General features: G+C 48.6%; 25 protein-coding genes and 1 riboswitch. Of the genes, 10 read left to right on the top strand and 15 right to left on the bottom strand.

Going from position 1 to position 23,638, the window contains the following annotated elements; all coding sequences use genetic code 11:
- Positions 1-3: 3 nt before the first annotated feature.
- From KNP87_RS06445 to rnz, 6 genes are read right to left on the bottom strand one after another with little or no spacing between them, the layout of a single operon-like run.
- On the bottom strand, positions 4-570 hold the full coding sequence (locus KNP87_RS06445) for an ECF transporter S component (protein WP_214721162.1): 567 nt from the start codon (positions 568-570) through the stop codon (positions 4-6).
- Positions 561-1,526: an ATP-binding cassette domain-containing protein gene (locus KNP87_RS06440; RefSeq protein ID WP_214721161.1), complete on the bottom strand. Its 966-nt coding sequence runs from the start codon at positions 1,524-1,526 to the stop codon at positions 561-563. Before KNP87_RS06440 ends, KNP87_RS06445 begins: the two co-directional genes overlap by 10 nt.
- A complete protein-coding gene (locus tag KNP87_RS06435; protein ID WP_214721160.1) occupies positions 1,489-2,181 on the bottom strand; it encodes a hypothetical protein in 693 nt (230 codons plus the stop codon). Before KNP87_RS06435 ends, KNP87_RS06440 begins: the two co-directional genes overlap by 38 nt.
- Positions 2,159-2,572, bottom strand: a complete 414-nt coding sequence (locus tag KNP87_RS06430; RefSeq protein WP_026833513.1) for a DUF4430 domain-containing protein — start codon at positions 2,570-2,572, stop codon at positions 2,159-2,161. The genes KNP87_RS06435 and KNP87_RS06430 overlap by 23 nt, the downstream gene beginning before the upstream one ends.
- Positions 2,569-3,465, bottom strand: coding sequence for a hypothetical protein (locus KNP87_RS06425; protein ID WP_119922519.1), 897 nt, complete (start codon positions 3,463-3,465; stop codon positions 2,569-2,571). The genes KNP87_RS06430 and KNP87_RS06425 overlap by 4 nt, the downstream gene beginning before the upstream one ends.
- A gap of 6 nt (positions 3,466-3,471) precedes the next feature.
- The gene (gene rnz / locus KNP87_RS06420; RefSeq protein ID WP_214721159.1) at positions 3,472-4,377 is read right to left on the bottom strand and encodes a ribonuclease Z; all 906 of its coding nucleotides are present in this window, start codon (positions 4,375-4,377) and stop codon (positions 3,472-3,474) included.
- A gap of 107 nt (positions 4,378-4,484) precedes the next feature.
- Here rnz and KNP87_RS06415 point away from each other — a divergent pair, with 107 nt between their 5' ends.
- Entirely contained in the window at positions 4,485-4,664 is a 180-nt protein-coding gene (locus KNP87_RS06415) for a hypothetical protein (protein WP_026828866.1), read from the top strand.
- Positions 4,665-4,722: 58 nt separating this feature from the next.
- On the opposite strand, the gene KNP87_RS06410 is transcribed toward KNP87_RS06415, so the two are convergent.
- The gene (locus tag KNP87_RS06410) at positions 4,723-5,847 is read right to left on the bottom strand and encodes a M20/M25/M40 family metallo-hydrolase (RefSeq protein WP_026833516.1); all 1,125 of its coding nucleotides are present in this window, start codon (positions 5,845-5,847) and stop codon (positions 4,723-4,725) included.
- Positions 5,848-6,076: 229 nt separating this feature from the next.
- Complete coding sequence (locus tag KNP87_RS06405; protein ID WP_026833517.1) at positions 6,077-7,030, bottom strand: aromatic acid exporter family protein; 954 nt, start codon at positions 7,028-7,030, stop codon at positions 6,077-6,079.
- 78 nt (positions 7,031-7,108) lie between these two features.
- On the opposite strand from KNP87_RS06405, the gene KNP87_RS06400 reads away from it, so the two are divergent.
- From KNP87_RS06400 to KNP87_RS06385, 4 genes are all read left to right on the top strand, one after another.
- Positions 7,109-8,194, top strand: a complete 1,086-nt coding sequence (locus KNP87_RS06400) for an N-acetylglucosaminidase (RefSeq protein ID WP_214721158.1) — start codon at positions 7,109-7,111, stop codon at positions 8,192-8,194.
- Between the two features lie 56 nt (positions 8,195-8,250).
- Complete coding sequence (locus tag KNP87_RS06395; RefSeq protein WP_026833519.1) at positions 8,251-9,186, top strand: manganese-dependent inorganic pyrophosphatase; 936 nt, start codon at positions 8,251-8,253, stop codon at positions 9,184-9,186.
- A gap of 89 nt (positions 9,187-9,275) precedes the next feature.
- Positions 9,276-10,040, top strand: coding sequence for a 2,4-dienoyl-CoA reductase (fadH, locus tag KNP87_RS06390; protein ID WP_214721157.1), 765 nt, complete (start codon positions 9,276-9,278; stop codon positions 10,038-10,040).
- 143 nt (positions 10,041-10,183) lie between these two features.
- Entirely contained in the window at positions 10,184-10,897 is a 714-nt protein-coding gene (locus KNP87_RS06385; RefSeq protein ID WP_026833521.1) for a ZIP family metal transporter, read from the top strand.
- 88 nt (positions 10,898-10,985) lie between these two features.
- On the opposite strand, the gene KNP87_RS06380 is transcribed toward KNP87_RS06385, so the two are convergent.
- The 6 genes from KNP87_RS06380 to KNP87_RS06355 all read right to left on the bottom strand — a co-directional run bounded on the left by KNP87_RS06380 (position 10,986) and on the right by KNP87_RS06355 (position 15,848).
- Complete coding sequence (locus KNP87_RS06380; RefSeq protein ID WP_214721232.1) at positions 10,986-11,600, bottom strand: HD domain-containing protein; 615 nt, start codon at positions 11,598-11,600, stop codon at positions 10,986-10,988.
- Between the two features lie 67 nt (positions 11,601-11,667).
- A complete protein-coding gene (locus KNP87_RS06375) occupies positions 11,668-12,390 on the bottom strand; it encodes an amino acid ABC transporter ATP-binding protein (RefSeq protein WP_026833523.1) in 723 nt (240 codons plus the stop codon).
- 13 nt (positions 12,391-12,403) lie between these two features.
- A complete protein-coding gene (locus KNP87_RS06370; protein ID WP_026833524.1) occupies positions 12,404-13,060 on the bottom strand; it encodes an amino acid ABC transporter permease in 657 nt (218 codons plus the stop codon).
- Positions 13,061-13,120: 60 nt separating this feature from the next.
- Positions 13,121-13,894, bottom strand: a complete 774-nt coding sequence (locus KNP87_RS06365; protein WP_026833525.1) for a transporter substrate-binding domain-containing protein — start codon at positions 13,892-13,894, stop codon at positions 13,121-13,123.
- A 309-nt stretch (positions 13,895-14,203) separates the two neighbouring features.
- Entirely contained in the window at positions 14,204-14,629 is a 426-nt protein-coding gene (locus tag KNP87_RS06360) for a BrxA/BrxB family bacilliredoxin (protein WP_026833526.1), read from the bottom strand.
- 34 nt (positions 14,630-14,663) lie between these two features.
- Positions 14,664-15,848 (bottom strand): class I SAM-dependent methyltransferase, encoded by a 1,185-nt coding sequence (locus tag KNP87_RS06355; RefSeq protein WP_214721156.1) that lies wholly within the window; start codon positions 15,846-15,848, stop codon positions 14,664-14,666.
- 119 nt (positions 15,849-15,967) lie between these two features.
- Here KNP87_RS06355 and KNP87_RS06350 point away from each other — a divergent pair, with 119 nt between their 5' ends.
- Positions 15,968-16,741 (top strand): sporulation protein, encoded by a 774-nt coding sequence (locus KNP87_RS06350; RefSeq protein ID WP_026833528.1) that lies wholly within the window; start codon positions 15,968-15,970, stop codon positions 16,739-16,741.
- Positions 16,742-16,815: 74 nt separating this feature from the next.
- Here the strand turns inward: KNP87_RS06350 and tenA are convergent, their stop codons facing one another.
- Positions 16,816-17,511, bottom strand: coding sequence for a thiaminase II (tenA, locus tag KNP87_RS06345; RefSeq protein WP_119922515.1), 696 nt, complete (start codon positions 17,509-17,511; stop codon positions 16,816-16,818).
- Between the two features lie 74 nt (positions 17,512-17,585).
- A riboswitch (TPP riboswitch) is annotated at positions 17,586-17,691 on the bottom strand.
- Between the two features lie 189 nt (positions 17,692-17,880).
- On the opposite strand from tenA, the gene KNP87_RS06340 reads away from it, so the two are divergent.
- The 4 genes from KNP87_RS06340 (at position 17,881) to KNP87_RS06325 (ending at position 23,607) form a co-directional block, all read left to right on the top strand.
- Positions 17,881-18,762, top strand: a complete 882-nt coding sequence (locus tag KNP87_RS06340) for a DUF1002 domain-containing protein (protein WP_026833530.1) — start codon at positions 17,881-17,883, stop codon at positions 18,760-18,762.
- Positions 18,763-19,040: 278 nt separating this feature from the next.
- The gene (gene abc-f, locus KNP87_RS06335) at positions 19,041-20,900 is read left to right on the top strand and encodes a ribosomal protection-like ABC-F family protein (protein WP_214721155.1); all 1,860 of its coding nucleotides are present in this window, start codon (positions 19,041-19,043) and stop codon (positions 20,898-20,900) included.
- A 220-nt stretch (positions 20,901-21,120) separates the two neighbouring features.
- Complete coding sequence (locus KNP87_RS06330; protein ID WP_119922513.1) at positions 21,121-22,596, top strand: alanine/glycine:cation symporter family protein; 1,476 nt, start codon at positions 21,121-21,123, stop codon at positions 22,594-22,596.
- Positions 22,597-22,716: 120 nt separating this feature from the next.
- Complete coding sequence (locus KNP87_RS06325) at positions 22,717-23,607, top strand: diacylglycerol/lipid kinase family protein (RefSeq protein ID WP_026833533.1); 891 nt, start codon at positions 22,717-22,719, stop codon at positions 23,605-23,607.
- Positions 23,608-23,638: the final 31 nt, after the last annotated feature.

Raw genomic sequence — 23,638 nt, 5'->3', positions numbered from 1 at the left:
CTTCTATTTACCCGATTTCCCGTCAAACGAGTGCAAAATCCGTAAAAAAATCGGATGCAACATCCAGATGAACACCACGTTCGACACCCCGTGCAACAAATCAAACACACCGCCTGTCAGCAACAAAGTAACAAACGCCTCAGGTGAAAAACCGGTAAAAATCAAAAATCCTAAATTACTGATCCACCCATACAAAAAACCTGCCATTGCGCCATAGATCGATAACATGACCCGTGATTTCATCCCCGGCAATACACAAAAGAGACTGATTGCAGCATAGGCGATGATTTGGAACAGGACAAACGGTCCGCTTCCTAAAAACAGACTGGTCAGCACAACGACGAGCATCCCGGCAATGGCCCCGATGATCGGACTGACGCACGCAGCAAGCAACAAGACAAGCGCGGTGGCCGGTTGAACATTCGGGACACCGGCAAACAGAAGCCGACCGACAATCGCTGCTGCCGTGACCAAGGCGATGAAACGCAACATCGATTCCGAAACGGGACGGTATTCAAACCGGAGCACAATCAAACTGATCAGAACGACGGCAACGAGAATCAATTCCATTCGTAGACCCTGCTTTGCTCGATAAAGGCGGCAGCCGGACCGTCATAGGCGACTTCTCCTTGGACGAGATAAATGACGCGGGTCGCGTGGACGATTACGTCCGAATCATGTGTGGCGATGACGATTAATTTTTGCGGATGCGTAAGCACCGCATCGATGAAGGCCGTGCGGTGTTGATTCGATAAACCGGCCGTCGGTTCATCAAAGTAGTACGCGTCTTTTGACCACGATATCCGGGCCAGCACCTGTTGTTTTTGTTCGGCAAAGGTCAAGTTTTCACCGGCAAGAGCCGGTGCGAGTGCCGGATGAGCCGGGATATACCGCTTGTCTCCTGTCCGTTTGACTTTGCCATACAGCGGCCGGTCGACGCCTAACAATAAACGTAGAAGAGTTGATTTCCCGCTTCCGTTCGCTCCAATCAAGGCGACCCGTTCTCCGGACCGAAATGAGATCTGACTGACTGCCAAAGCGTACTTCGCTTGTAACGGGTAACGGTGTTCGACGCGAATCATCTCGTCGATGACTGGACCAATTGATGTCTCTTGAAACGCTGTTCGTTGCACACGATGCTGAGGTGTCACCGAGTACGTGACGTGACACGTAAAACGCTGTTCGATTTCAGCTAATAAGGATTGCAGACGTGACTTGCGCGTTTGATCCAAAAATAAAAACGGTTCTGCCAAAAAAATTGACTTTGGCAGTGACGCCAACGTATAGCCGAGTGAGACAAGTTGTTGTTCACCGGACGACAATTCACTGGTTTCCCGGTCAAAAAAGGCTTCCAGTCCCAGCAAGGTCGCCAGTTCACCGGCAACAAATAAACTCGTCGTCGACAGTAAATCACGGACACGGCCATGCAACAACCGGTCGGGACGGATGACGTCCGCCCCCTCGGATTGTGCCAAACGTTCCAACGTCTCAAGCGAGCCGGTTTCGTCGGTAATGATAGTAGGCATCACGCAACCCTCCTTTTGAGAAAATCAACAGTAACGGTAAAAGAAAAGCGGCTCCCAGTGCAAATGACGTCGTCAATCCATAAAAGGCACCACCGATCAACACACCTTTGAGCACATCCCGACGCGTCATACGTTGCAGGCGACTGGGCACGGCCTCGATCGGCAGCAGATGGTACAGCGCAATCCGTTCCAGCTTGACTTCAAGCGACTGTTTCGGGTGACTCATCTTCACTTCCGGCCAAGTGCGCAGCAGCGATGGCACAATGGCCAGAACCATCCCGGTCAAACGTGTCAGCCGGGGCAGGACCCGAAAGAGCGGACCCATCTGTTCCAGACGAACGAGTGTAAAAACGAGTTGACTGGACGTGACGAAGACCGCGACGGTCAACCCTGTCATCCAAATTCCGTAAGCATCGATCGAGGCTCCCACGAGCAGCGGAGCATACATCAAACCGACATAGAGCAGTGGAAGCAAGAGGTAACGAAAGACCGTCCATTCGCGGATCCCGATAAAGAACAACAGGTGAAAGATCAGAAGAACGATCAGCTGAGTTGTCAGAAAGAACGGGACCGATAACATCGCCACTAAAAAAAGAGCGACATTCAGCGGATGAAGTCGCTCCCGTTCTGCCTTACTGAAAATAAGCCATTGCATCTTTTTCAAACCGCCACTCCAGGCGGTCGCCGTCTTTTAACTCATACGCGGCAGCCCCGACCTGTCCCGGTTTATCGTTGACACCAAATACCCAGCCACTGCTTGCACCGGCTGATTTTTCCCGGATACCGTCTACGGCAGTGACATAACTCATGTCGCCTTTACCGGTCTTAACGACAGCTAAATCCGTCTCTTCCAACGCATCCAGTGCCGTGTCCGATTTCGTCAAACACATTTCGTCTTCGAACAAGGTTTTTTTGTCGGCATGATCGACAACGGATACTTCGACCGATCGGTCACAGGCTTTAGCACTTTCATTATCCGTTGTTGTCGTTTGTTCCGCGCAACCCGCCAATACTACGAGACTGCTGATGAGCATCCATTTTTTCATCGTACGACTCCTTTTCGTCTTGAAGTTTCAAAACTGTAATTGTATAAAAGAATTTTTTTATCTTGTAACGATTGACCGTCCGATCGGAGATACGTCAATCGAATCGCATTCGCGAGCACGTCTTCTCCCGTGTTGACATAGGGAATCAGATCGCCTTGATCATCCACCAGTAAAACGGTCGCATCTTGCAGACTGAACGTTTCATACAGACCGTCGAGATCCATTTCGACGTACGGGGTTTTTGATTCATGCAAAATCTGTTTGATCGATAACGTCTTTAACATCGTAAAGGACGTCGAGGCATCAATCAGTTTTTGATAATACGACTCCAATGACCGCGTCAATACTTCTTCCCGCGGACGATAGGTCAAGGTTCCCGTCACCTCCTGGTACGAGACCTCATACCGAACGAACCGGGTAGGCGTTTTCGCAATCAATTCAAACGTCGCATTCCGCAGATTACCACCTTGGTCAAACAATAATTGGCTTTGCTCCAAGCGTAACGAATCATCGCCGATCCGCCGGTCGATATGATCCATTAAGATTTCAAACGAATCATCCGTGATCGTGACCTGTCCCATCTGTTGGGTTTCTTCGCGAAGAGTGATCGTATCAAACGGACCCAACACTAGCTGTAACAGGAAAAACAGAAAACCGAACAATGCCATATACCGTTTGTATCTCGAATTTTTCTTAGGGTGTAAGACAATCAAAAATAGAATGATACCAAGCGGTAGTTGAATGTCATAAACGGGAAAGGAGACCGCCCCTAAGCAGGCGTAAAAGACGAATTTTAAATATAAATACTGTTCTTTTTCGGTTCGCTTCTCTAAAAAGAAGCCAAGGATGATGGCAGCTAACAAAAAAAGTGACCATTGGATGAGAAAGTCCATATTGTTTTACCCCTTCATCACGACAGATTGATGATCCATCATGAGGTATGACTCTGGAAATACTTCTCGTGCCTCCGTTTCCAAGCGTTGTTCCTGATCGACGTAGCGCGCTGAAATGTGCGTCAACAACAGTTTTTTTGCTTGCGCCTGGACAGCGATCTCAGCCGCTTGCCTCGCCGTCGAATGTCCGAAACGTCCGGCATGATCCTGCTCGGAATCCGCAAATGTCGCCTCATGAATCAAAAGATCCACCTGATCGGCCAAGCGGATACTGTTGTCACAAGGCACCGTATCACCTAATACGGCGATCTTGACGCCCGGTTTGGGCGCACCCAGAAAATCGGCGGATTGATATTCGGTTCCTTCAAAAACAAACGTTGGTTCCTGCTTGATCTGTCGATACAACGGACCGGAAGGAATGCCTAACCGTTTTAATTCATCCACTAACAAGGCACCTTTCTCTTCTTCTCCCTCAATCCGGTAACCGAAGGCAGGAAAACGATGCTCCAACTCTTCGACGGTGATCCGGAATCCTTCATGTTCATAGGTCCGGCTTGCCTCAACTTCAATGATGTCGAGTGGATACCGCAGATACGTCCCGGTGACGCGTAATGTCGCGTCCAGCCACTCCTTTAATCCTTTTGGTCCATAAATCGTCAACAACGTCGTCCCTTCAAGTGCAGCCCGGGTGCTGATAAAACCTGGCAGTCCGAAGATATGGTCGCCGTGCAGGTGCGTGATGAAAATCGTACTGACCTTACGCGGTTTGATCGGACTGTGCAACATCTGATGTTGCGTTGCTTCGCCACAGTCAAATAACCAGGTCATCTTCGGATGTAACAGTGCGATGGATGAGACATTCCGTTGTTTGGACGGCATTCCCGCGCCTGTTCCTAAAAAATAAAATTCCATCTTTTTCCCCTTTTCGTAAAATTAGCAATTTTTATACACAAAATACACCTTTCTCGAGCAGAAGCATGATAAACTGTACCCATACTGATTCGAAAGGTGGTTTTTCCATGACCAAAATCGAACGGACTTATGCACGAATCGTACAAAGTGCCCGGATGTTAAACGAGAACTATCGGCAACAGTATGGGAAATCAATCCAAATTCAAGACATTGCAACAACCTTACTATGTACGGAAGAACTTGTTCTTGAGTCAATGGAATATTTCGAACGTCCACAATTAACTTAATCGTACAACGACAAAGAGTGTACCGCAACGTTGCGGTACACTCTTTTTTAGCTTGGCATCACTTATTCGTGATGTAATCCACTAACGTCACACATAATTCTGCTGTCTTAACGAGCTCTTCAATCGGCATTTTTTCGTTTGTCGTATGAATGTCTTCGTAACCAACAGCCAAGTTGACAGTCGGAATACCAAAACCGGCAATTACGTTGGCATCTGATCCCCCACCAGAATGCAACAAGCGTGGTGTTCGGCCGAGTTGTGTGATCGCTGCCTTCGCGACTTCCACCACTTGATCTCCGGCTTCGAATTTAAAGCCTGGGTACATGACCTTAACTTCCACTTCCGCACGTCCACCGAGTTCTGCTGCGACATCTTCGAAAGCTGCTTTCATTTTCGCCGTCTGCGCTTCCATTTTCGGAGCAACAAGCGACCGGGCTTCCGCAAAGATTTCAACATAATCACAAACGATGTTTGTTGACGGACCGCCGCCGCTGAAACGTCCGATGTTCGCCGTCGTCTCTTCGTCGATCCGGCCAAGCGGCATTTTAGCGATTGCTTTTGCGGCAATCGTAATGGCAGAGACGCCTTTTTCTGGAGCAACACCCGCATGGGCCGTTTTTCCATAGATTTTGGCATTAACTTTCGCTTGCGTTGGAGCTGCCGTGATGATATCACCGACTTTTCCGTCCGAATCGAGTGCAAAGCCATAATCGGCGTCGATTTTAGAACGGTCCAAGACCATTGCCCCGACCAATCCTGATTCTTCACCGACCGTAATGACGAATTGAATTTTTCCGTGAGGTTGGTTCGTTTCATTCAAAACATGAACCAATTCAATCAAAGAAGCGAGTCCCGCTTTGTCGTCCGCCCCAAGAATCGTTGATCCGTCTGTTTTGACATACCCGTCCTCGATGATTGGTTTGATCCCTTGCCCCGGGAAAACGGTATCCATATGGGAAGTGAAATAAATCTTATCGACACCTTCCTGTGTTGCCGGGAGTGTCACGATTAAGTTATTTCCTTTATGTTCCGTTTTTGATGAAGCATCGTCCTCGAACACTTCACACCCGAGTGCCGTGAACGTCTCCTTCAGATGGGCACAAATCTGTGCCTCTTCTTTTGATTCCGAATCAATCTGGACCAATTCTAAAAATGTATCGAGCACACGTTGCTCATTGACCATGTCGCATTCCTCCTCGATTTTTTAATCCATCTAGCGCTTTGTTAGTATACCATTATCGGATGGATTTGCACTTCAGAAAGGTTGTTTGTACAATGGCTATAATCACGTATCGTTTGAAAGGAGTGAACGGCCTCATGGCAAAACCATCTAAACAGCAGCGGATTATCAAGTGGACGACCATCGCAATTTTAGCGATTTTCTTGATCGGAACCTTCGCCTCGACGATGTTTTATCTTTTTTGATGCACAAACCGCTGTTTGAGTTGTAAATACTGTTCCGTCTCTTGCAACATATGCAGCAAGGCAGACCGGACTTCAAATTCGTCCCGTGTCGTCGGTAAGGGGGAAACCCGGAATTCTTCGAGCAGACGTCTCAGTTCGTTTAAGAAAACAGTCGCATCGGCATCGGGTCGGACATTGTCACCAATCGTCCGGAACAGGTCGGCGACTTTTTTGCCTTCTGCGACGACCAGAACCAAATCGTCGACATTTCGGACGATGCCGCTCAAGAGTTCAAACTGTTGTTCCCGCATCCGGAAATACAGATAGTCCTCATCGTCGTTGCGTCTCCCGATCGCATTGCCCATTCGTTTCAAGGAGGCGTCCTTCCCTTCTTTTAATAACCGTTCCGTCTCGTGTAACGTCAATGAGTGATGGTTGATCCGTCCCGTTTCGACGGCGGCGGCCACTTCAAAAAACAAGGCGGCAATCCGTTGATCGATTTGGCGGCGGCGTTCGGCAATCGTTTGGTCGAGACTGGGCATGTACATGTTGACGAGCAATCCGACACCCACTCCAATCAACAACAGATAAATCTCATTTAAAAAGATGTCGAGATTCAGTTTTTGCGCCGTATACAGATGGGTCAGAATGACGACACTCGTAATGAAACCGTCCTGCAGACGAAGGCGTTGTGTGACCGGAAGGAATATAATGAAATATAAAGCAATCGCAATCGGGCGGTAGCCGATGACTTCAAAGAGGATAAAACCGACCCCGATGGCAAGTAACGAAGCCATGATTCGTTCATACGAGGCCCGGAACGATTTCTTACGCGTAGCCTGAATACTTAATATGGCGATGATGGCCGCAAAGACGTAATAATCGAGCTGCATCTCCTCTGCGATCCACATGGCGAGTGCGGCTGCGACAGCCGTCTTTAACGTACGATATCCAATCAACATGGACTTCCCTCCATTCTTTGTTAGCGTACCTATTCTTTACCCCGGTTGTCGATTGATATTTTCAAAGGACGTGATTTTTTGAGTAAACGCACCATCCGCCCCACCCGACCGGTTCGTAAATCAGGTTCCTGGAAAGGCATCCTGTTTTTCTTTCTGTTCGGCATGTTGCTGTTCGTTTTGTTTCGAGACAAACCGAAGACGATTCTTCCCCCCGCCTCTCCTTACATCGCTGAACTCTACCGGGACGGGAAAGTGATCGAAGAAAAAGAGTTTGATTCGTTTGATCAGGCAAAAGCGTTTGTCGGTCAAAAACGTGGTGCCGTGCAACGTACAACCGACGAACGTTATCTGTACTTGACCGGTTCGGGCATCGGCATCGCCGATGCACCGGAAACGCTCAACATCTATGCCGACCGGACTTTAAAGAAGCGACTGACATATGTCGCCCCCGGCAGCCGGTTATCACTTTTGACCTACGGCGAACAAGCAAGCCGGATTGAAATCGCCGGTCTGACGGGTTATGTCGATTCTGATCGGCTGACCCCGTATCCGCTTGAGCGATCGAGTAACCGCTCTTACTACGAGACACGAGGCGACCGTTTACTGCATTATATCGTTGCGGATGCGGGACTCGGCGGATTGATCACGGCGGGACAGGCACCGTCGTCGGCACCTGAACGGACGACAACCTATGTCGAGTCGAAGACCTTAACCAAAAATTTGCGTCAGCCGACGGAGTTGACGGCAAAGCAGCTCGATGCGTACATCAAAAAAAACGCACCGGACAGTCCGTTAATCGGTACCGGCAAGACGTTTAAACAGGTCGAACGCGATCACAAGGTCAATGCCGCTTATTTGCTCGCGCACGCCATCCACGAATCCAATTACGGACGGTCGGAGATCGCCCGGGATAAGTTCAACCTGTTTGGGGTGAATGCGACCGATATCGCACCGGGTCAAAATGCGACAGCCTACACATCGTTTGAAGATTCAATCCGGAAAACCGGCAAGTTCATCGCCCGGGATTATCTGGCGGAAGACGGCAAGTATTACCGGGGTGCGTTTCTCGGAAATAAGGCCCGGGGGATGAACGTGTTTTACGCCTCCGACCCGTACTGGAGCGAAAAAATCGCCGGTATCCTCTTGAAAATGAACGCCGTCTAATTCCGAGTTATGGTACACTAATGGGCGAGACATCAATCATTTAGGAGTGAATGCACATGGAAAAAGTTTTAGTATTTGGTCATAAAAATCCGGATACGGATACGATTGCCTCAGCGATCGCTTATGCGGAATTAAAAAAAGAACTCGGCGTCCACGCGGAAGCGATTCGTCTTGGTGAAATCAACGGCGAAACTCAGTTCGCACTCGATTATTTCAAGGTGGCGGTTCCCCGTCTCGTCACACGCGTATCAAGTGAAGCACACCACGTCATTCTCGTCGACCACAACGAACGTCAGCAAAGTGCTGATGACATCGATGCGGTTACGGTGACGGAAGTCATCGACCATCACCGGATTGCCAATTTCGAGACATCTGATCCGTTGTATTACCGCGCTGAACCGGTCGGTTGTACGACAACGATTTTAAACAAGATGTACAAAGAACACGGTGTCGCGATCAAACCGGAAATCGCCGGCTTGATGTTATCGGCCATCGTCTCCGATTCGTTATTGTTTAAATCACCGACGTGTACGGAACAAGATGTCATCGCAGCACGTGAGTTGGCGGAAATCGCTGGTGTCGACGTCAATGTTTATGGACTCGACATGCTGAAAGCCGGTGCTGACTTATCAAAGAAAACAATCGATGAATTGATTGCGCTTGATGCCAAGGAATTCACGATGGGATCGCTGAAGGTCGAAATCGCGCAAGCCAATACGGTCGATACGGCAGAAGTACTGCTTCGCCAAGCGGAACTCGAAGCCCGGATTGAATCATTGATCGCTGAAAAGGATCTTGATTTGTACATGTTACTCGTAACGGACATCCTGACGAACAACTCCGTCGCGCTTGTTCTCGGACCGGAAGCCTCACTTGTCGAACGCGCTTACGGTCTCGAAGCGACGAACCACCTCGTGTACCTCGAAGGTGTCGTCTCACGGAAAAAACAAGTTGTTCCTGTCTTGACGAACACAGCACTCGCTGCCGAATAATTTATTCAAAAAAGAAGGAGTCTGCTCCTTCTTTTTTGAATACGTATAATGAATGGTTGTTCATTCATTATACAAGGGGGACTTTAGGGATGAAAAAGACAATACTCGTCACCGGTGGAACAAGCGGCATGGGGAAAGCGATGGCACTCGCCTTAAAAGAGGCCGGTTGGAATGTCGTCGTCACAGGGCGCGACGCCGAGCGTTTACAACAGACGGATCTCGATTTACAACAGATTGCTGGTGAACATGCTGTCATTCAGATGGATGTCCGTGATCCTGAAGCCTGTCTCGCAGCCGTCAATCAAACACGTGAACGTTTTGGTCGACTCGAAGCCCTGATCAACAATGCGGCGGGTAATTTTATCTGTCCGACGGATGAGTTATCACCGAATGGTTGGAAGACGGTCGTCGATATCGTCTTGAACGGGACGTTCAACTGCTCCCATGCCCTCGTCAAAGGATGGCAGGAAGATCAGGTCGTCGGAGGACAGATTCTCAATATCGTCGCCTCTTATGCGTGGCAGGCAGGTGCGGGTGTTGCACCAAGCGCTGCGGCAAAGGCCGGCGTCTTGAACCTGACACGGACTCTCGCCGTCGAATGGGGGTATAAGTATCAAGCCCGTGTCAATGCGATCAGTCCGGGACCAATCGAACGGACAGGCGGTGCTGACAAACTCGCCATGTCACCGGAGCATGCGGAACGGATTCGCCGGAACGTGCCGCTCGGTCGGTTCGGAACACCGGAAGAAATCGCCGGACTTGCCGTCTGGATGTTGTCCGATCAAGCCGGTTACTTGAACGGGGAATGTATCGCCCTTGATGGTGGGCATTGGCTGAATAAACAACCGTTTTAATGCTTGTCTTAATCCCCGTCTTGTCGACTGGGGATTTTTTGTCGCCGGCTGTCAATCCAAGACGCTGATTTCGGATTAGATATGTTTATTAATCATTTTTTTAGGAAAATAAGAATACAGGTAAGTAGAAGGAGGTGGATCGTATGGGCATAGCCTTTATGTGGGGTGCCATTGCGGGAGGGGCTGTTGTCATCGGCGCCTTAATTGGTTTATTTGTCCCGCTAAAGCAACGGTTGATCGGGTACGTGATGTCGTTCGGAACGGGTATTTTAATTGGCGCCGCGACGTTCGAGCTGCTCGATGAAGCGTTAAACAAATCGACGACGATGGTCGTCGGCATTTCCTTCATCGTCGGTTCGCTTGTCTTTACGGCATTTGATATGTTTGTCTCGTCACGTGGAGCGAGTAAACGAAAGCGGTCCTCGGGCGGCAATGAAGGAACCGGAACGGCGATTTTTTTCGGAACGATTCTTGACGCGATTCCGGAATCGATCATGATCGGAGCCAGTCTCCTGTCCGGTAACGTCAGTGCAGCCCTTGTCGCCGCGATTTTCGTCAGCAACATTCCGGAAGGACTCTCGAGTACGACCGGACTTCAAAAGGACGGGTTTTCAAAGAAAAAGATTCTGTTGATGTGGGGACTCGTCTGGTTGATTTCCGCACTCGCATCGCTGGCCGGATACTCAATCCTCGCCGAATTGCCCGACATGCAGTTTGCGATGATCGGTGCTTTTGCCAGTGGCGGTATCATCGCGATGCTTGCTTCGACGATGATGCCGGAAGCGCATGAAGAGGGCGGCGCGATCGTCGGTTTATTCGCATCCCTCGGTTTGATCACGGCAGTCATCTTAAGTTAACCCGCAAAAGCGGCTGATTTAAACATCTTTCTCTAACGACAAAGGTGGCAGATAACCTTCTGCCACCTTTGTTGCCGTTTAGGACGCACTATGCTTCTTCCTGACCTTCCCACTCCTGCTTGAACCGTTCGACGAATTCAAGCATGTAACGATGACGGTCTGCCGCGATGACTTTTGCCGTGTCCGTGTTCATCAAATCCTTCAGACGCAATAACTTTTCGTCAAAATGATGTAAGGCACTCGTTGGACTTGTCCGGTCGCCCGGCTCACGTGGAGTGAGTCCCGGTACATACATTGGTTCCTTAAATTGACCGGCGAACTGAAACGTCCGGGCAATCCCGATGGCTCCAATCGCATCCAACCGGTCCGCGTCCTGGACGATTTTCCCTTCGAGCGTCCGCATCGGTGGCCGGTCCCCCCCCTTAAAGGACAAGCTGTTGATGATTTCCAGGATATGTTGCCGCTCGCCGGGCGATACACGTGGTTGAAGATACGTGTCGACGAAACTGCTCGTCCCTCCAAGTTTTGCATCCGCGACATCATGCAACAAGGCTGCCAGTTCAATGATCCGGGCGTCGCCCCCTTCTCTTCTCGCAATCTGTAACGCCATCCGCCGGACACGTTCGATATGCGCATAATCGTGTCCCGAAAAATCATCGGCATGAAAGGTTTTGACGAACTGTTCCGTTTCCTTGATCACAATCGTTCCCTCCTTCTAAAAAACTTGTTTAAAAAACGCTAACTCATTTTAAGGGAGTTAGCGTTTGATCTCATAATACTTTTTCGAGGAATTTTTTTGCCCGATCCGTTTTCGGATGATCAAACAATTCGACCGGACTGCCTTCTTCCATCAAAATCCCTTCATCGAGGAACAACACACGATCGGCGACTTCTTTGGCAAAGCCCATTTCGTGCGTGACGATGACCATCGTCATCCCACTCTCTGCCAGTTGCTTCATGACGTCCAGCACTTCATTGACCATTTCCGGATCAAGGGCCGACGTCGGTTCATCAAACAGCATGACGTTTGGTTCCATCGCGAGGGCACGGGCAATCGCAACCCGTTGTTTTTGACCACCGGACAGCTGATTCGGGAAGTTGTCCCGCTTCTCTGCCAATCCGACACGATCGAGTAACACTTCCGCCCGTTTGACAGCGTCTTCCTTCGATAACCCAAGCACGTTGATCGGCGCATAAATCAAGTTATCGAGGACTGATTTATGAGGGAAGAGATTAAATTGTTGGAAGACCATCCCGATATTTTGACGGGCTTTGGCGATGTTCGCTTTCGGTTTCGTCAATTCAAAACCATCAACATTAATCGTCCCGCCGGTCGGTTGCTCCAATAGATTGATGCAACGCAAAAACGTTGATTTCCCGGATCCCGACGGTCCGATGACGGCCACGACTTCGCCCCGTCCGACAGTCGTCGTGATGCCTTTTAAGACTTCTAATTTTCCGAACTGCTTATACAGATCAGTCACTTGAATCATAGGTTCCATCTGATTACCCACTCTTTCTCATAGCTTTTTCGACTTGTTGACCAATCAAGGACAATCCCATCACAAGCACGAAGTAGACGAATCCGGCAAACAACAACGGTTCGAAGTATAATGCCTTTTCTCCCCCGACGACCTGCGCCCGGCGCATGACATCAAGCACACCGACCGTCGAAATCAGCGCCGACTCTTTCGTCAACGTGATCATTTCGTTCATGAGTGCCGGCAGGATGTTTTTAAAGGCTTGCGGCAAGATGATTGAACGCAGTTGTTTCATGTACGGAATTCCGAGTGCATCGGCCGCTTCCCATTGTCCGCGGTCGACGGCTTGAATTCCGGCCCGGATGATCTCCGAGATGTACGCACCCGAATTTAAGGAAAAGGCGATGATCGCCGATTGATAACCGGTTGTGACGTACCCCGTCAATTGCGGTAAACCAAAGTGAATGATCGCCAACTGTAAAATGAGCGGTGTTCCGCGGAACACGGCCGTATAGGCATGACCGATGAACCGAACGAATCCGTTTTTCGTGATTTTCAGGGCGGCGACCACGATTCCGATCAGCATCCCGGCAATTGCCGCGACGACCACAACTTGGAACAGGACCGGAATCCCTTGCAGGATGTATGGGATTGAATCTTGAATCTTTGTAAAGTCTATCATAACCAATCTCCTAACGTCGCACAAAAGGGATGAGGTTACCCCCACCCCTATGCACTACTCTTATTTTGCTTCTTTTTGGAACCATTCTTCTGCAAGTTTGTCGATGTCACCATTGTCGATCATCTTTTTCAACTCAGCGTTGAACTCGTCACGCATCTTGTCTCCTTTTTTGAAGGCGACAGCAGAACCGGTTGGTCCATCTTCCTTGATTTCATATGTTTTCAACGACTCGTCTTGATCCATATATTTGACGGCGACGGCGTCTTCAATGATCAGCGCGTCGATCCGGCCTGTGTTCAATTCTTGAATGATTTCCGGAATCTTGTTTAACGAGACCGCTTCACTGTCTTTGTAACGGTCTTTTGCCAACGCTTCTTGAATCGATCCGAGCTGGACACCTACTTTTTTGCCCTTTAACTCATCATCCGCCGTGATTGCTTTATCCTTTGTCATGACGAGGTTTTTTGATTCAAAATAAATGTCCGTGAAATCAGCGTTCTTTTTCCGTTCGTCCGTCGGTGTCATCCCCGCCATGACGAAGTCGACACGTCCCGAGCTGAGCGCTCCGAGCAGACTGCCAAATTCCATGTCCTCGATTTTGAGATCGTATCCGAGATTTTTCGTGACTTCTTTTGCGATCGCGACATCAAATCCAACGATTTCGTCACCTTTCGCCGTGTCGATGTATTCAAACGGGAAGTAATCCGCTGACGTTCCCATCGTCAATACTTTATCGCTTGTGTTCGTCTCGCCTGTCGATTCTTCCGATGCACCACATGCTGCCATCGTGACTGCGAGAATGCCTGCCATTGCCGTTGCTACTAATTTTTTCATGAATAAATTCCCCTTCCAACGCTCAATTGTCAGAACTTTAACAATAGTATGACTTATGTTTTTTTCTAATTCAATACTAAAAAGCCTGACCTGATTTATTGTTTTTAGAATATACGAATATTTATTCATTGTAAAGCATAAAAATCTTGAAATAATGCATAAAATTCTTTTTTATTCATCATTTATGATTAATCAAAACCATTGTTACCGCTTACATTTATTTGTAGACAGTCCTTTTTTCTCTATCTGATTTCAACCGAACGATAAAAAAGAGACCGACAGTGGAGTCGGTCTCTTCTTGATCACACATTAAGCGTAGATTTCAATCAGCGATTCTAATTTCTCGACGACTTCTTCCGCCGTAAAGGATTCGATGTCGAATCGTTCGACCATCGACAAGATGTTTCCGTCTTGCATCAATGCGAATGATGGTGATGACGGTGGATACCCTTCGAAGTATTCACGTGCCCGGTCTGTTGCTTCCCGGTCTTGTCCTGCGAATACCGTGACGAAATGATCCGGTTTGACGCCTTCCATCCGGTTGATGTAAGCGGCTGCCGGACGTGCGATTCCGCCAGCACATCCACACACCGAGTTGACGAGGACGAGTGTCAGTCCTTCGCGTTTCATCGCCTCATCGACACTCTCGACCGTTGTTAGTTCTTCAAAGCCGGCTGCTGCTGCTTCTTTACGTGCCGTCTGAACGACATCTTCAAAATACATTTGGAAATCCATTGTATTTGTTCCCCCTTTAAAATCGTTGTCTTCTTTATTGTACGAGTTTCGATGAAATCTGTCCAAGTCTGCCGCTCAATTCACGTTCCAAAAACGGTTTTGCCTGCAAGAGATCCCGGAATGCCACGTAACGCTCGATCTTTTCGTCAGTCGGTTGTTTTTGACTTTTATACGCTCGGATCAACACGTTTTTTGGTGTATGTTCCAAATCGATGAACTCAAGCAACTGTGTATCGTAGCCGACGAGTGACAATAATTCGGCACGAATCGAATCCGTTGCGAGTGAGGCGAACTTTTCCTTGATCAAGCCGTGCTGGAGCATCACGTCGAGCGGTGAACAATCCAGCTGACGGTTCAGTTCCTTTTGACAACACGGGACACTGAGAATGACAGAGGCGTTCCAATCCACTGCGCGAGCGAGGGCGACGTCGGTGGCGACGTCACAGGCATGCAGCGTCACCATCAAATCGACTTCTGTTTCCTGATCGTAATCGTGGACATCGCCGACTCGGAACGTCAAATCGTCATATCCAAGATCGGCGGCAATCGCCGTACACTCTTCAATGACTTCTTTTTTGAGATCAAGACCGGTGATGTTTAAATCAAATTCTTTGACGACTTTCAGATAATGATACAAAGCGAACGTCAGATACGACTTCCCGCATCCAAAATCTAAAATCCGTAGCGTCCGTCCTTTCGGTAAAACTGCGATACTGTCTTCGACAAATTCGAGGAATCGATTGATCTGTTTGAACTTGTCGTATTTTTGCCGTTTGACTTGTCCGTCTTCCGTCATGACACCGAGCCGAATCAGAAAAGGAACCGGAATGCCGTCTTCGAGCAGATGACTCTTTTTCCGGTTATGCGATAATTCCGCCTGCACCGGTTCTTTAACCGTCGTCTTCAGCGAGACTTTCATCTTCTTCGACAGTTGGAATTGAAGTTCTTCCGTCTCAAAACGGAATAAAAATTGACGAAATTCGTTAAAATAATCGTCCATTCGCAAAATAAATTCTTCTATACTTAAATTCTCATGCTTAATGATCCGTTCATGTTGAAACTCTAACTGGATTGCATACGTATCTCTAAGTAGAATCGGTTTTAACTTGATTCGACGCAGATCGTTTGATTTTTGGCGCGGACCGCTAATCGTCGCGTGTATGAGTGAAGTTGCCTGCAGCTTTTTGATAAGCAGGTCTTTTAATTGGTCTAGTTCCACGTATCGTCCCGTCCTTTTTTGTTTGGTCTTTCGAAACTGTAGCAAATTCACCCGCGTTCGACAAGCAAGCAAGCTTTATTGTTCAGTGCTCATACTTCATTTTTTAGGAGGAAAACAACATGTTCAAAAAAATTCTTTCACAAATCGGCATCGGTGCCGCCACGGTCGATACACGACTCGAACAAGATCACTGTGAACCCGGTGGAACGATCACGGGCGTCGTCCACATCAAAGGCGGAAGCGTCGATCAGGAAATCGCCCGGATTTATCTCGCCTTCAATACCCAATACAAACAAGAAGTCGGCGACAGTACGGCATTTACGACATTCACACTGGATCGGTTTGCGTTAAACGAAGCCCCGTTTACGATTGAAGCAGGTGTCGAACGCGAAATTCCGTTCACGCTCCAAGTACCGTTCAATACGCCGCTTTCTGTCAGCCAATCGAAGTCGTGGATCGAAACGGGTCTTGATATCGCGCAGGCGGTTGACCCTTCTGACCACGATGCTGTCGTCGTCAAAGCCAATGACTATCAATCGGTTATCCTTGAAGCGATGGAAGACCTCGGATTCCGTTTAAAGAAAGCCGATACAGAGAAATTACCGGGCCGCTTCCGGAAAGATCTGCCGATCGCGCAAGAACTCGAGTATTCAGCACGCGGCACCCATTATGCCCATAAACTGGACGAAATCGAAGTCATCCTGTTGCAAGACCGGTCCGGCATCGACATCGTCGTCCAAATCGACCGCCGTGCGCACAGTCTTGGTTCACTGTTCAGTGAAATGGCCGGTACGGACGAGACGATGACAAAACTGTCGTTATCCAATCAGGATTTAACCAATCCGACTGCCGTCAAACAACGTCTGGCGGATTTGATTGAACGACACAGCTGAGTTATTTTTTTAGACAACAAACACCGGATCCGATTGTCGTCGGATCCGGTGTTTGTTGATTTAAACGTTTTTCCTTACTTCGATGATGTGATTTCCATCGTCTGCATGTACTGTTTTTCAAACGTCTCTTCCGTCCACCCCATCTGCCAAAACATCAATTCATAATAACAACTTTTAACAAAATGTTGTTTCATCCGTTCCCGTTCTTCGGCACTTGCCCGCTCCGCCAAATCATTCAGACGATCAACTTGTTCAAAGACGACCCGTTCAAACCATTCGGAACTGTATGTCGCAATCCATTGCGCATAGATTGGAGAATCCGGCGTACAGCCTTGTAACTGCTGTCCGACTTCATAGTAAAGCCAGTAACACGGTAAAATAGCGGCAATCGTCTCCCCCAGTGTCCCTTCACTCGCATGATGCATGTGCGACACATACGCATAAGCCGTTGGTGCCGGTTCGAACTCAGCCAGCGTCTCGCTTGCAATCCCAAGCGGTTCAAAAAACGATTGGTGCAGACTGAGTTCTGCGGCATACGTCGATGTCGCATGCTCCGCCAGTTCAGCGATCGTCGCAAAATCTTGGGCTTTCGAAGCAGCGCGGGCCTGGATTTTCGCAAAATGTTTTAAGTAATAGGCGTCTTGCAGGACGTAATGGCGGAACTTCGCTAGCGGCAAAGTGCCGTCTCCGATCCCTGTGACGAACGGATGGCTAAAGCTGCTGTCCCAATACTGTTGTGCCGCTTGCCGGATTTCTTCACTGAATGTCATGTCGTTTCCCCCTTTGTTAATCAAAAAAACGCCACACCCGATGTCAGGCATGACGTGAAAAGACCATAAAAAGAGGATCGTCCACGCCACTTCCCTCCGTAAGTCCAAACTTAATCAGGTTCAAAGGGTCCGAACGTCTCCGTCGTCTCAGTCAGCCTACTGACTCCCCTAGTGGTCGCTATTTGATTTGTTTTGAGTTTATCATGATTTGATGTGGAATTGACCCTTTCTCGTCATTTCGCTCATTTTTTTTGTACAATGAACATGACGGAAGGTGGATGGCGGCTCGTCCTTGAGACCGATTCTCTTCTGTCGCCGGTCGATTAGACTAAATTTAGTACCTGATACTTAACTTATGGAGGAACTTTTATGAATAAAACAATCACATGGACGGCATCTGCTTTACTTGCTACTACCTTACTGCTACCGACGGCCGCATCTGCTGAACAAGTGGTCGACAAAACAATCGTCACCCTTGGCGAATCCCTTGGGGCAAAGGATAAATCGTGGGTCTTGTCCCGCTTGAATGCACCGGAAGGCATCACTCCGATTATCGCAACATCTGCCGATGAAGAAAAATATCTCGGGAAAAACATTCCCCAATCACAACGGGGCGGCGGCATGTACTCTTCCGCTAAAATTGAGTTGGCGGAAAAAGGTGATGGATTATCTGTCGCGACCGAAAACATCACCTGGGTCACAAAAGACATGTACCTCAACGCCCTTGTCACGGCGGGTGTAACGGATGCGGACATTACGATCACGTCCCCGTATAAGGTAACCGGAACTTCGGCTTTGACCGGGATCATGAAAGCGTACGATCAAACCTCTGCCGAGACCGGCATCAAACTGACCGATGAACGAAAAGACCTTGCCCAGCAAGAACTCTCTGTGACATCCGATGTCGGGAAAACGGTCGGGACGGATAAAGTCGCCGACTTGATGAATGAAATCAAAGCGGAAATCGCGAAACAACAGCCGGAAACGAAGGTCGAAATTGAAAACGTCATCGTCCAAGTCATCCAAAACAATAACATCAATTTATCCGATGCTCAGATGGACCGGTTGACCGGACTGTTTAATCAAATGGAACAAGCGGACCTGAACTGGGGTCAAATCGAGAGTGGACTGAAAGATGCCGGACAAGATATCCAGGCCTTCGCGACCTCAGAAGAGACAAAAGGATTTTTTGCGAAGTTGTTTGACGGTCTCAGTGCATTCTTCAACTCGATTGCCGGCTTATTTAAGTAAAGATTAACGTTTTCTTTTCTCTCAGGCATGGTAAAATAGATGTATTGAATCGGAAAAGGTGGTGTGGAGACATGGGTTTTGCTGCGTGTAAGCATTGGTTGATGGAACAACTGTATCTGTTGCGCGCGATTTTTCATGGAATGGCGTTCTAAGGGACTAGTCTGCCCTTTTTTAACGAACCCAATACCTGAAAAATAAAGCAAAGCGCATCTTCCACGAGTCAAGGAGAGTGCTGTTTGCGCTCTCCTTTTTTTGATGTGCCAGAGAGGACATTTCATATGATGATCTGCGACATCCAACACCTGACAAAACAATTCGGAGGCGACGATATCTTAACGGACGTCTCCCTCTTTATCGAGCACCAGGACCGCATCGGCTTGATCGGCCGAAACGGAAGCGGCAAAACGACGCTCTTACGTTTGATTGCCCGTCTTGATTCCGAAGACAGCGGAACGATTTATCAAAAAAGCGGACTCTCCATTGGTTATTTGGCACAACTTCCCGTGTTCGACAACGTAATGACGGGGCGTGATGTCCTGTGGACTGCCTTCGCCACGCTTGTCGATTTACAACGCTCCCTGCAACAAATCGAACGGGACATGGCGACAAACATCGATCAGATCGATCAGTTGCTCGAGCGCTACACGCAAGAGACGGAAGCATTTGAGCGCCAAGGCGGATATTTGCTGGATTCCAAAATCGACCGGATGATTAACGGCTTGCAGTTACATGCCCTTTTGGACCGTCCGTTTGAGCAGCTCAGCGGCGGCGAACAGACAAAAATCTGCCTCGGACGGATGTTGTTGACCGAGCCGGAGTTGTTGATCCTCGACGAACCGACGAACCATCTGGATTTAGACGCCGTCGAGTGGCTGGAATCCTTTTTAGCCGATTATACCGGGGCTGTCCTGATCGTCTCCCACGATCGTGTGTTTCTTGATGCGGTCGTGACGCGCATCGCTGAACTGGAGGAGGGTCAGATTCAGCTGTACCAGGGAAATTACACGTTTTACGTGAAGGAAAAGGAACGCCTTCTACTTGAGCAATTCCATGCTTACCAGGAACAACAGAAGAAGATCAAGCAGATGAAGGAAGCGATCCGCCGTCTGCGGCAATGGGCAAACGAAGCGTCACCACCAAGCGAAAAACTGTTCCGAAAAGCAAAATCGATGGAACGGGCACTTGCACGGATTGAACGGATCAAACGCCCGAAGCTTGACGCCGAGACCCCCGATCTTACGTTTGCAGCACATGGAAAAACGAGCCGGATGGTTTACCGCGTCGAGGATGTCAGTATTGCCTTCTCTAAGCAACCGTTGCTTCATTCATTAACCTTTGAGATTTCAGCAAAAGATCGAATCGCCATCGTCGGCGCAAACGGAAGCGGAAAATCCACACTATTGCATCTCCTGTTAGGCCATCTCGAACCGACAAGCGGTCTGATTACGCGTGGACCGTCAGTGAAAATCGGCTATCTGTCGCAACGCATTGACTTCCCGCCCGGTGAACGTTTAATCGACGTTTTTCGCGCGACCGTTGATCTCGATGAAGGAACGGCGCGGCAGCGTCTCGCCCAGTTCTTGTTTTTTGGCCCCCGGGTCTTCTTACCGGTCGAGGCGTTAAGTGGTGGTGAACGCATGCGGCTGATGCTCGCGATTCTGGTCCACTCCGATTTGAACGTACTGATTTTGGATGAGCCGACCAATCATCTCGACATCGAATCACGTGATGCGCTCGAAGAAGCACTCGAATCATTTGACGGAACGTTGATCGCCGTTTCGCACGACCGCTATTTCTTGAACCGGCTGTTCACGAAGACCCTTTGGCTTGATCAGACGATGGAGCTGTTTCCCGGTTCGTATGCCTATGCGTCAACCAAAAGGCAAACACAGCCGCCTGTCGCCAAAATACCGAAGAACGTCGTTTCTGCTAAAAAACGACCCTCTCCTTCTATTCCAGTACAGACAACACGTCAAGTAGAAGCGACGATCGAACGATTGGAACAGGAACTGACGATGCTTGATCGGCAACTTGCTGAAACGACGGATTATGAAGAGACGGTGAAACTTTTTTCTGTCCGTGAACTACTTGTCCAACAGCTCGATGCGCAATACGAACAATTTTTAGCTTCGGAATGAGTCATTCCTCCTAAATTATGTGATTTTAAGACCTGTCGATTTAGTCGACAGGTCTCTTTTATTTTTTAAAAACAGTTCAAATTCTCTACTTTCTAAATAGTTAACCGTGTTAATTTATGAAAAAAAGTTTTAAAATTTTTCTTGCATATTATCTGAAAATTCGTATAATTCAACGTATAGCTATTTTTTCTACAAAAAAACTTTAGGAGGAATTTTTCAAATGGATGCCTTTCAACAAGCAATACAATCAGGAGTCGATTTTGCGAACAACATCTTATGGTCTTATATCTTAATCGCAGCACTGATCGGGGTCGGCATCTATTTCACGATTCGGACGAAGTTCATTCAGTTCCGGTACTTAAAAGAAATGTTCCGAGTGACGCTCGATAAAAATGAAAAAACGACGGATGACGGAGGAGAAAGCATTACATCGCTTCAATCGTTCTTCATCGGTGCCGCTACACGAATCGGAACCGGTAACCTGGCCGGTGTTACCATCGCCATCACGCTTGGTGGTCCGGGTGCCGTCTTCTGGATGTGGATGGTCGCTTTGCTCGGAGGCGCTACTGCCTTAATCGAAAGTACACTGGCTCAAGTCTACAAAGTCCGCGATACAAAAAACAATGCTTACCGCGGAGGTCCAGCCTACTACATTGAAAAAGGACTAAAAAACCGTGCCCTTGGAATCGTCTTCGCGATTTTAATCGCCGTCACATTCGGTTTGATCTTCAACTCGGTTCAATCGAACACGATCGCTGCAGCCTTTGATAATGCATTCGGAATCAACAAAGCTGTCATCGGTGGTATCTTGGTCGTCTTGACAGGACTCGTCATCTTCGGTGGTGTCCACCGCGTCGCAAAATTCTCAGCCATCGTCGTCCCTGTCATGGCAGGTCTTTATTTAATCGCTGCTCTCTTCGTCGTCGTCACGAATCTCACGGAACTTCCTGGTGTCTTCGCGATGATCTTCAAGAGCGCGTTCGGAATTGAACAAGCATTTGGCGGATCCGTCGGAGCAGCCATCTCACTCGGAGTAAAACGTGGTCTGTTCTCAAACGAAGCCGGTATGGGGTCTGCACCAAATGCAGCAGCCGCTGCGGAAGTCTCTCACCCTGCAAAACAAGGTTTCTTACAGACACTCGGTGTTTTCCTTGATACGTTGATCGTCTGTACAGCAACTGCTGCCATCGTTCTTCTCAGCGACAGTTATGCAGCCGGTAACGGCGAAGGAATCGCGATGTTACAGAACGCATTAGGTGAACAATTGGGTGCCGTCGCTCCTGCCTTTATCGCAATCTGTGTCTTCTTATTCGCTTTCAGTTCAATCGTCGGCAGTTACTACTACGGTGAAACGAACATCGAATTCATCAAAAAGAGTCCAGCCGCTGTGTTCGGATTCCGAATCGCAACGATGGCTTTCGTCTTCATCGGTTCTGTCTTAAGCCTCGGTATGGTCTGGAGTTTCGCCGACCTCTTCATGGCCGGTATGACGTTAATCAACTTGACAGCGATCTCGCTCTTAGGCGGCATCGCCCTCAAAGTCATCAACGATTACCAGGAACAACGGAAAAAAGGACTTGATCCGGTCTTCTCGGCAAAAGCACTCGGCATTGAAAACACAGAGTGTTGGGATGAAGAAGAAGCCGTCCGTCCTGCAGCTGGAGAAGCGTCACCGCCTCCGATCGCGCGCCGCTAATTGTATGCCTTGCCTTGGATGTTACGCCTTCCGTAATGTCCAAGGTTTTTTTCTGTTCAGGATTACGTTTATGCAATCTTGGGAAAATAGGAACAGGTAGAATCAAAGGAGGAATCATTTGTGTCAAAAGTCATGCTCATCATCAATCCGTCATCCGGTAAAGAACTTGGCAAAAAACATGCCGAACTCGCAGAAGGAACGTTAGCGCAACGTTTTACGGAAGTCGATGTTCGCTTTACAGAAAAAGAACGCGACGCAACAGAATTCGCGAAAGAGGCCGCACTCGGACAATACGATGCCGTCGTCGCCATGGGAGGAGACGGGACGGTCAATGAAGTCATCACCGGAATTGCCGAACAAGATCATCGGCCGACGCTCGGAATCGTTCCACTCGGCACGGTAAACGATTTGGCCCGTGCTTTAAATATTCCGACAGATGCAGAAGAGGCGATCCGCGTTTTGGAAGACGCTCCTTCCCGTCCACTCGACATCGGCAAGTATGACGATCACTACTTCATGAATGTCATTGCTGTCGGCTTAATCGCCGAAGCAGTCGAGGAAGTGAGTGTCGAGCAAAAAACGTCCCTCGGTTCTGTCGCTTACTTCATTGAAGGATTAAAAGCGTTTAAAGACCACAGCCCCTACCCGATCCAATTAACAGCCGAAGAAAAATCGTTTGATGGTGAAACGCCGCTTCTGATTATCTCCTTGACCAATTCGGTTGGCGGTTTCGAATCGTTCGCCAAGGACGCCCGCGTTGATGACGGATTGTTACATGTGTTCATCGTCAAACAGCTTGGTTTCTTTGATGCGTTACAAGCCTTGCCAAAACTCTTGACTGGAAACATCTCAGATGCCGATCAAGTCGACTACTTTACGACATCTCAAGTTCACGTCGATTCGAAAGAACGACTTCCGATCAACGCGGATGGAGATACAGCCGGCCATCTTCCGGTAACGGTCCAAGTGTTACCGCAACATTTGACTGTTTTTTCACCCATCACGGAATAAACCTTTGCATCAAACATGCCGTTGAGATGAA

It is taken from the genome of Exiguobacterium sp. s192, assembly GCF_018618795.1.
GTDB classification, from domain to species: Bacteria; Bacillota; Bacilli; order Exiguobacteriales; family Exiguobacteriaceae; genus Exiguobacterium_A; species Exiguobacterium_A undae.
This window is presented reverse-complemented; position numbering and strand designations above follow the sequence as displayed.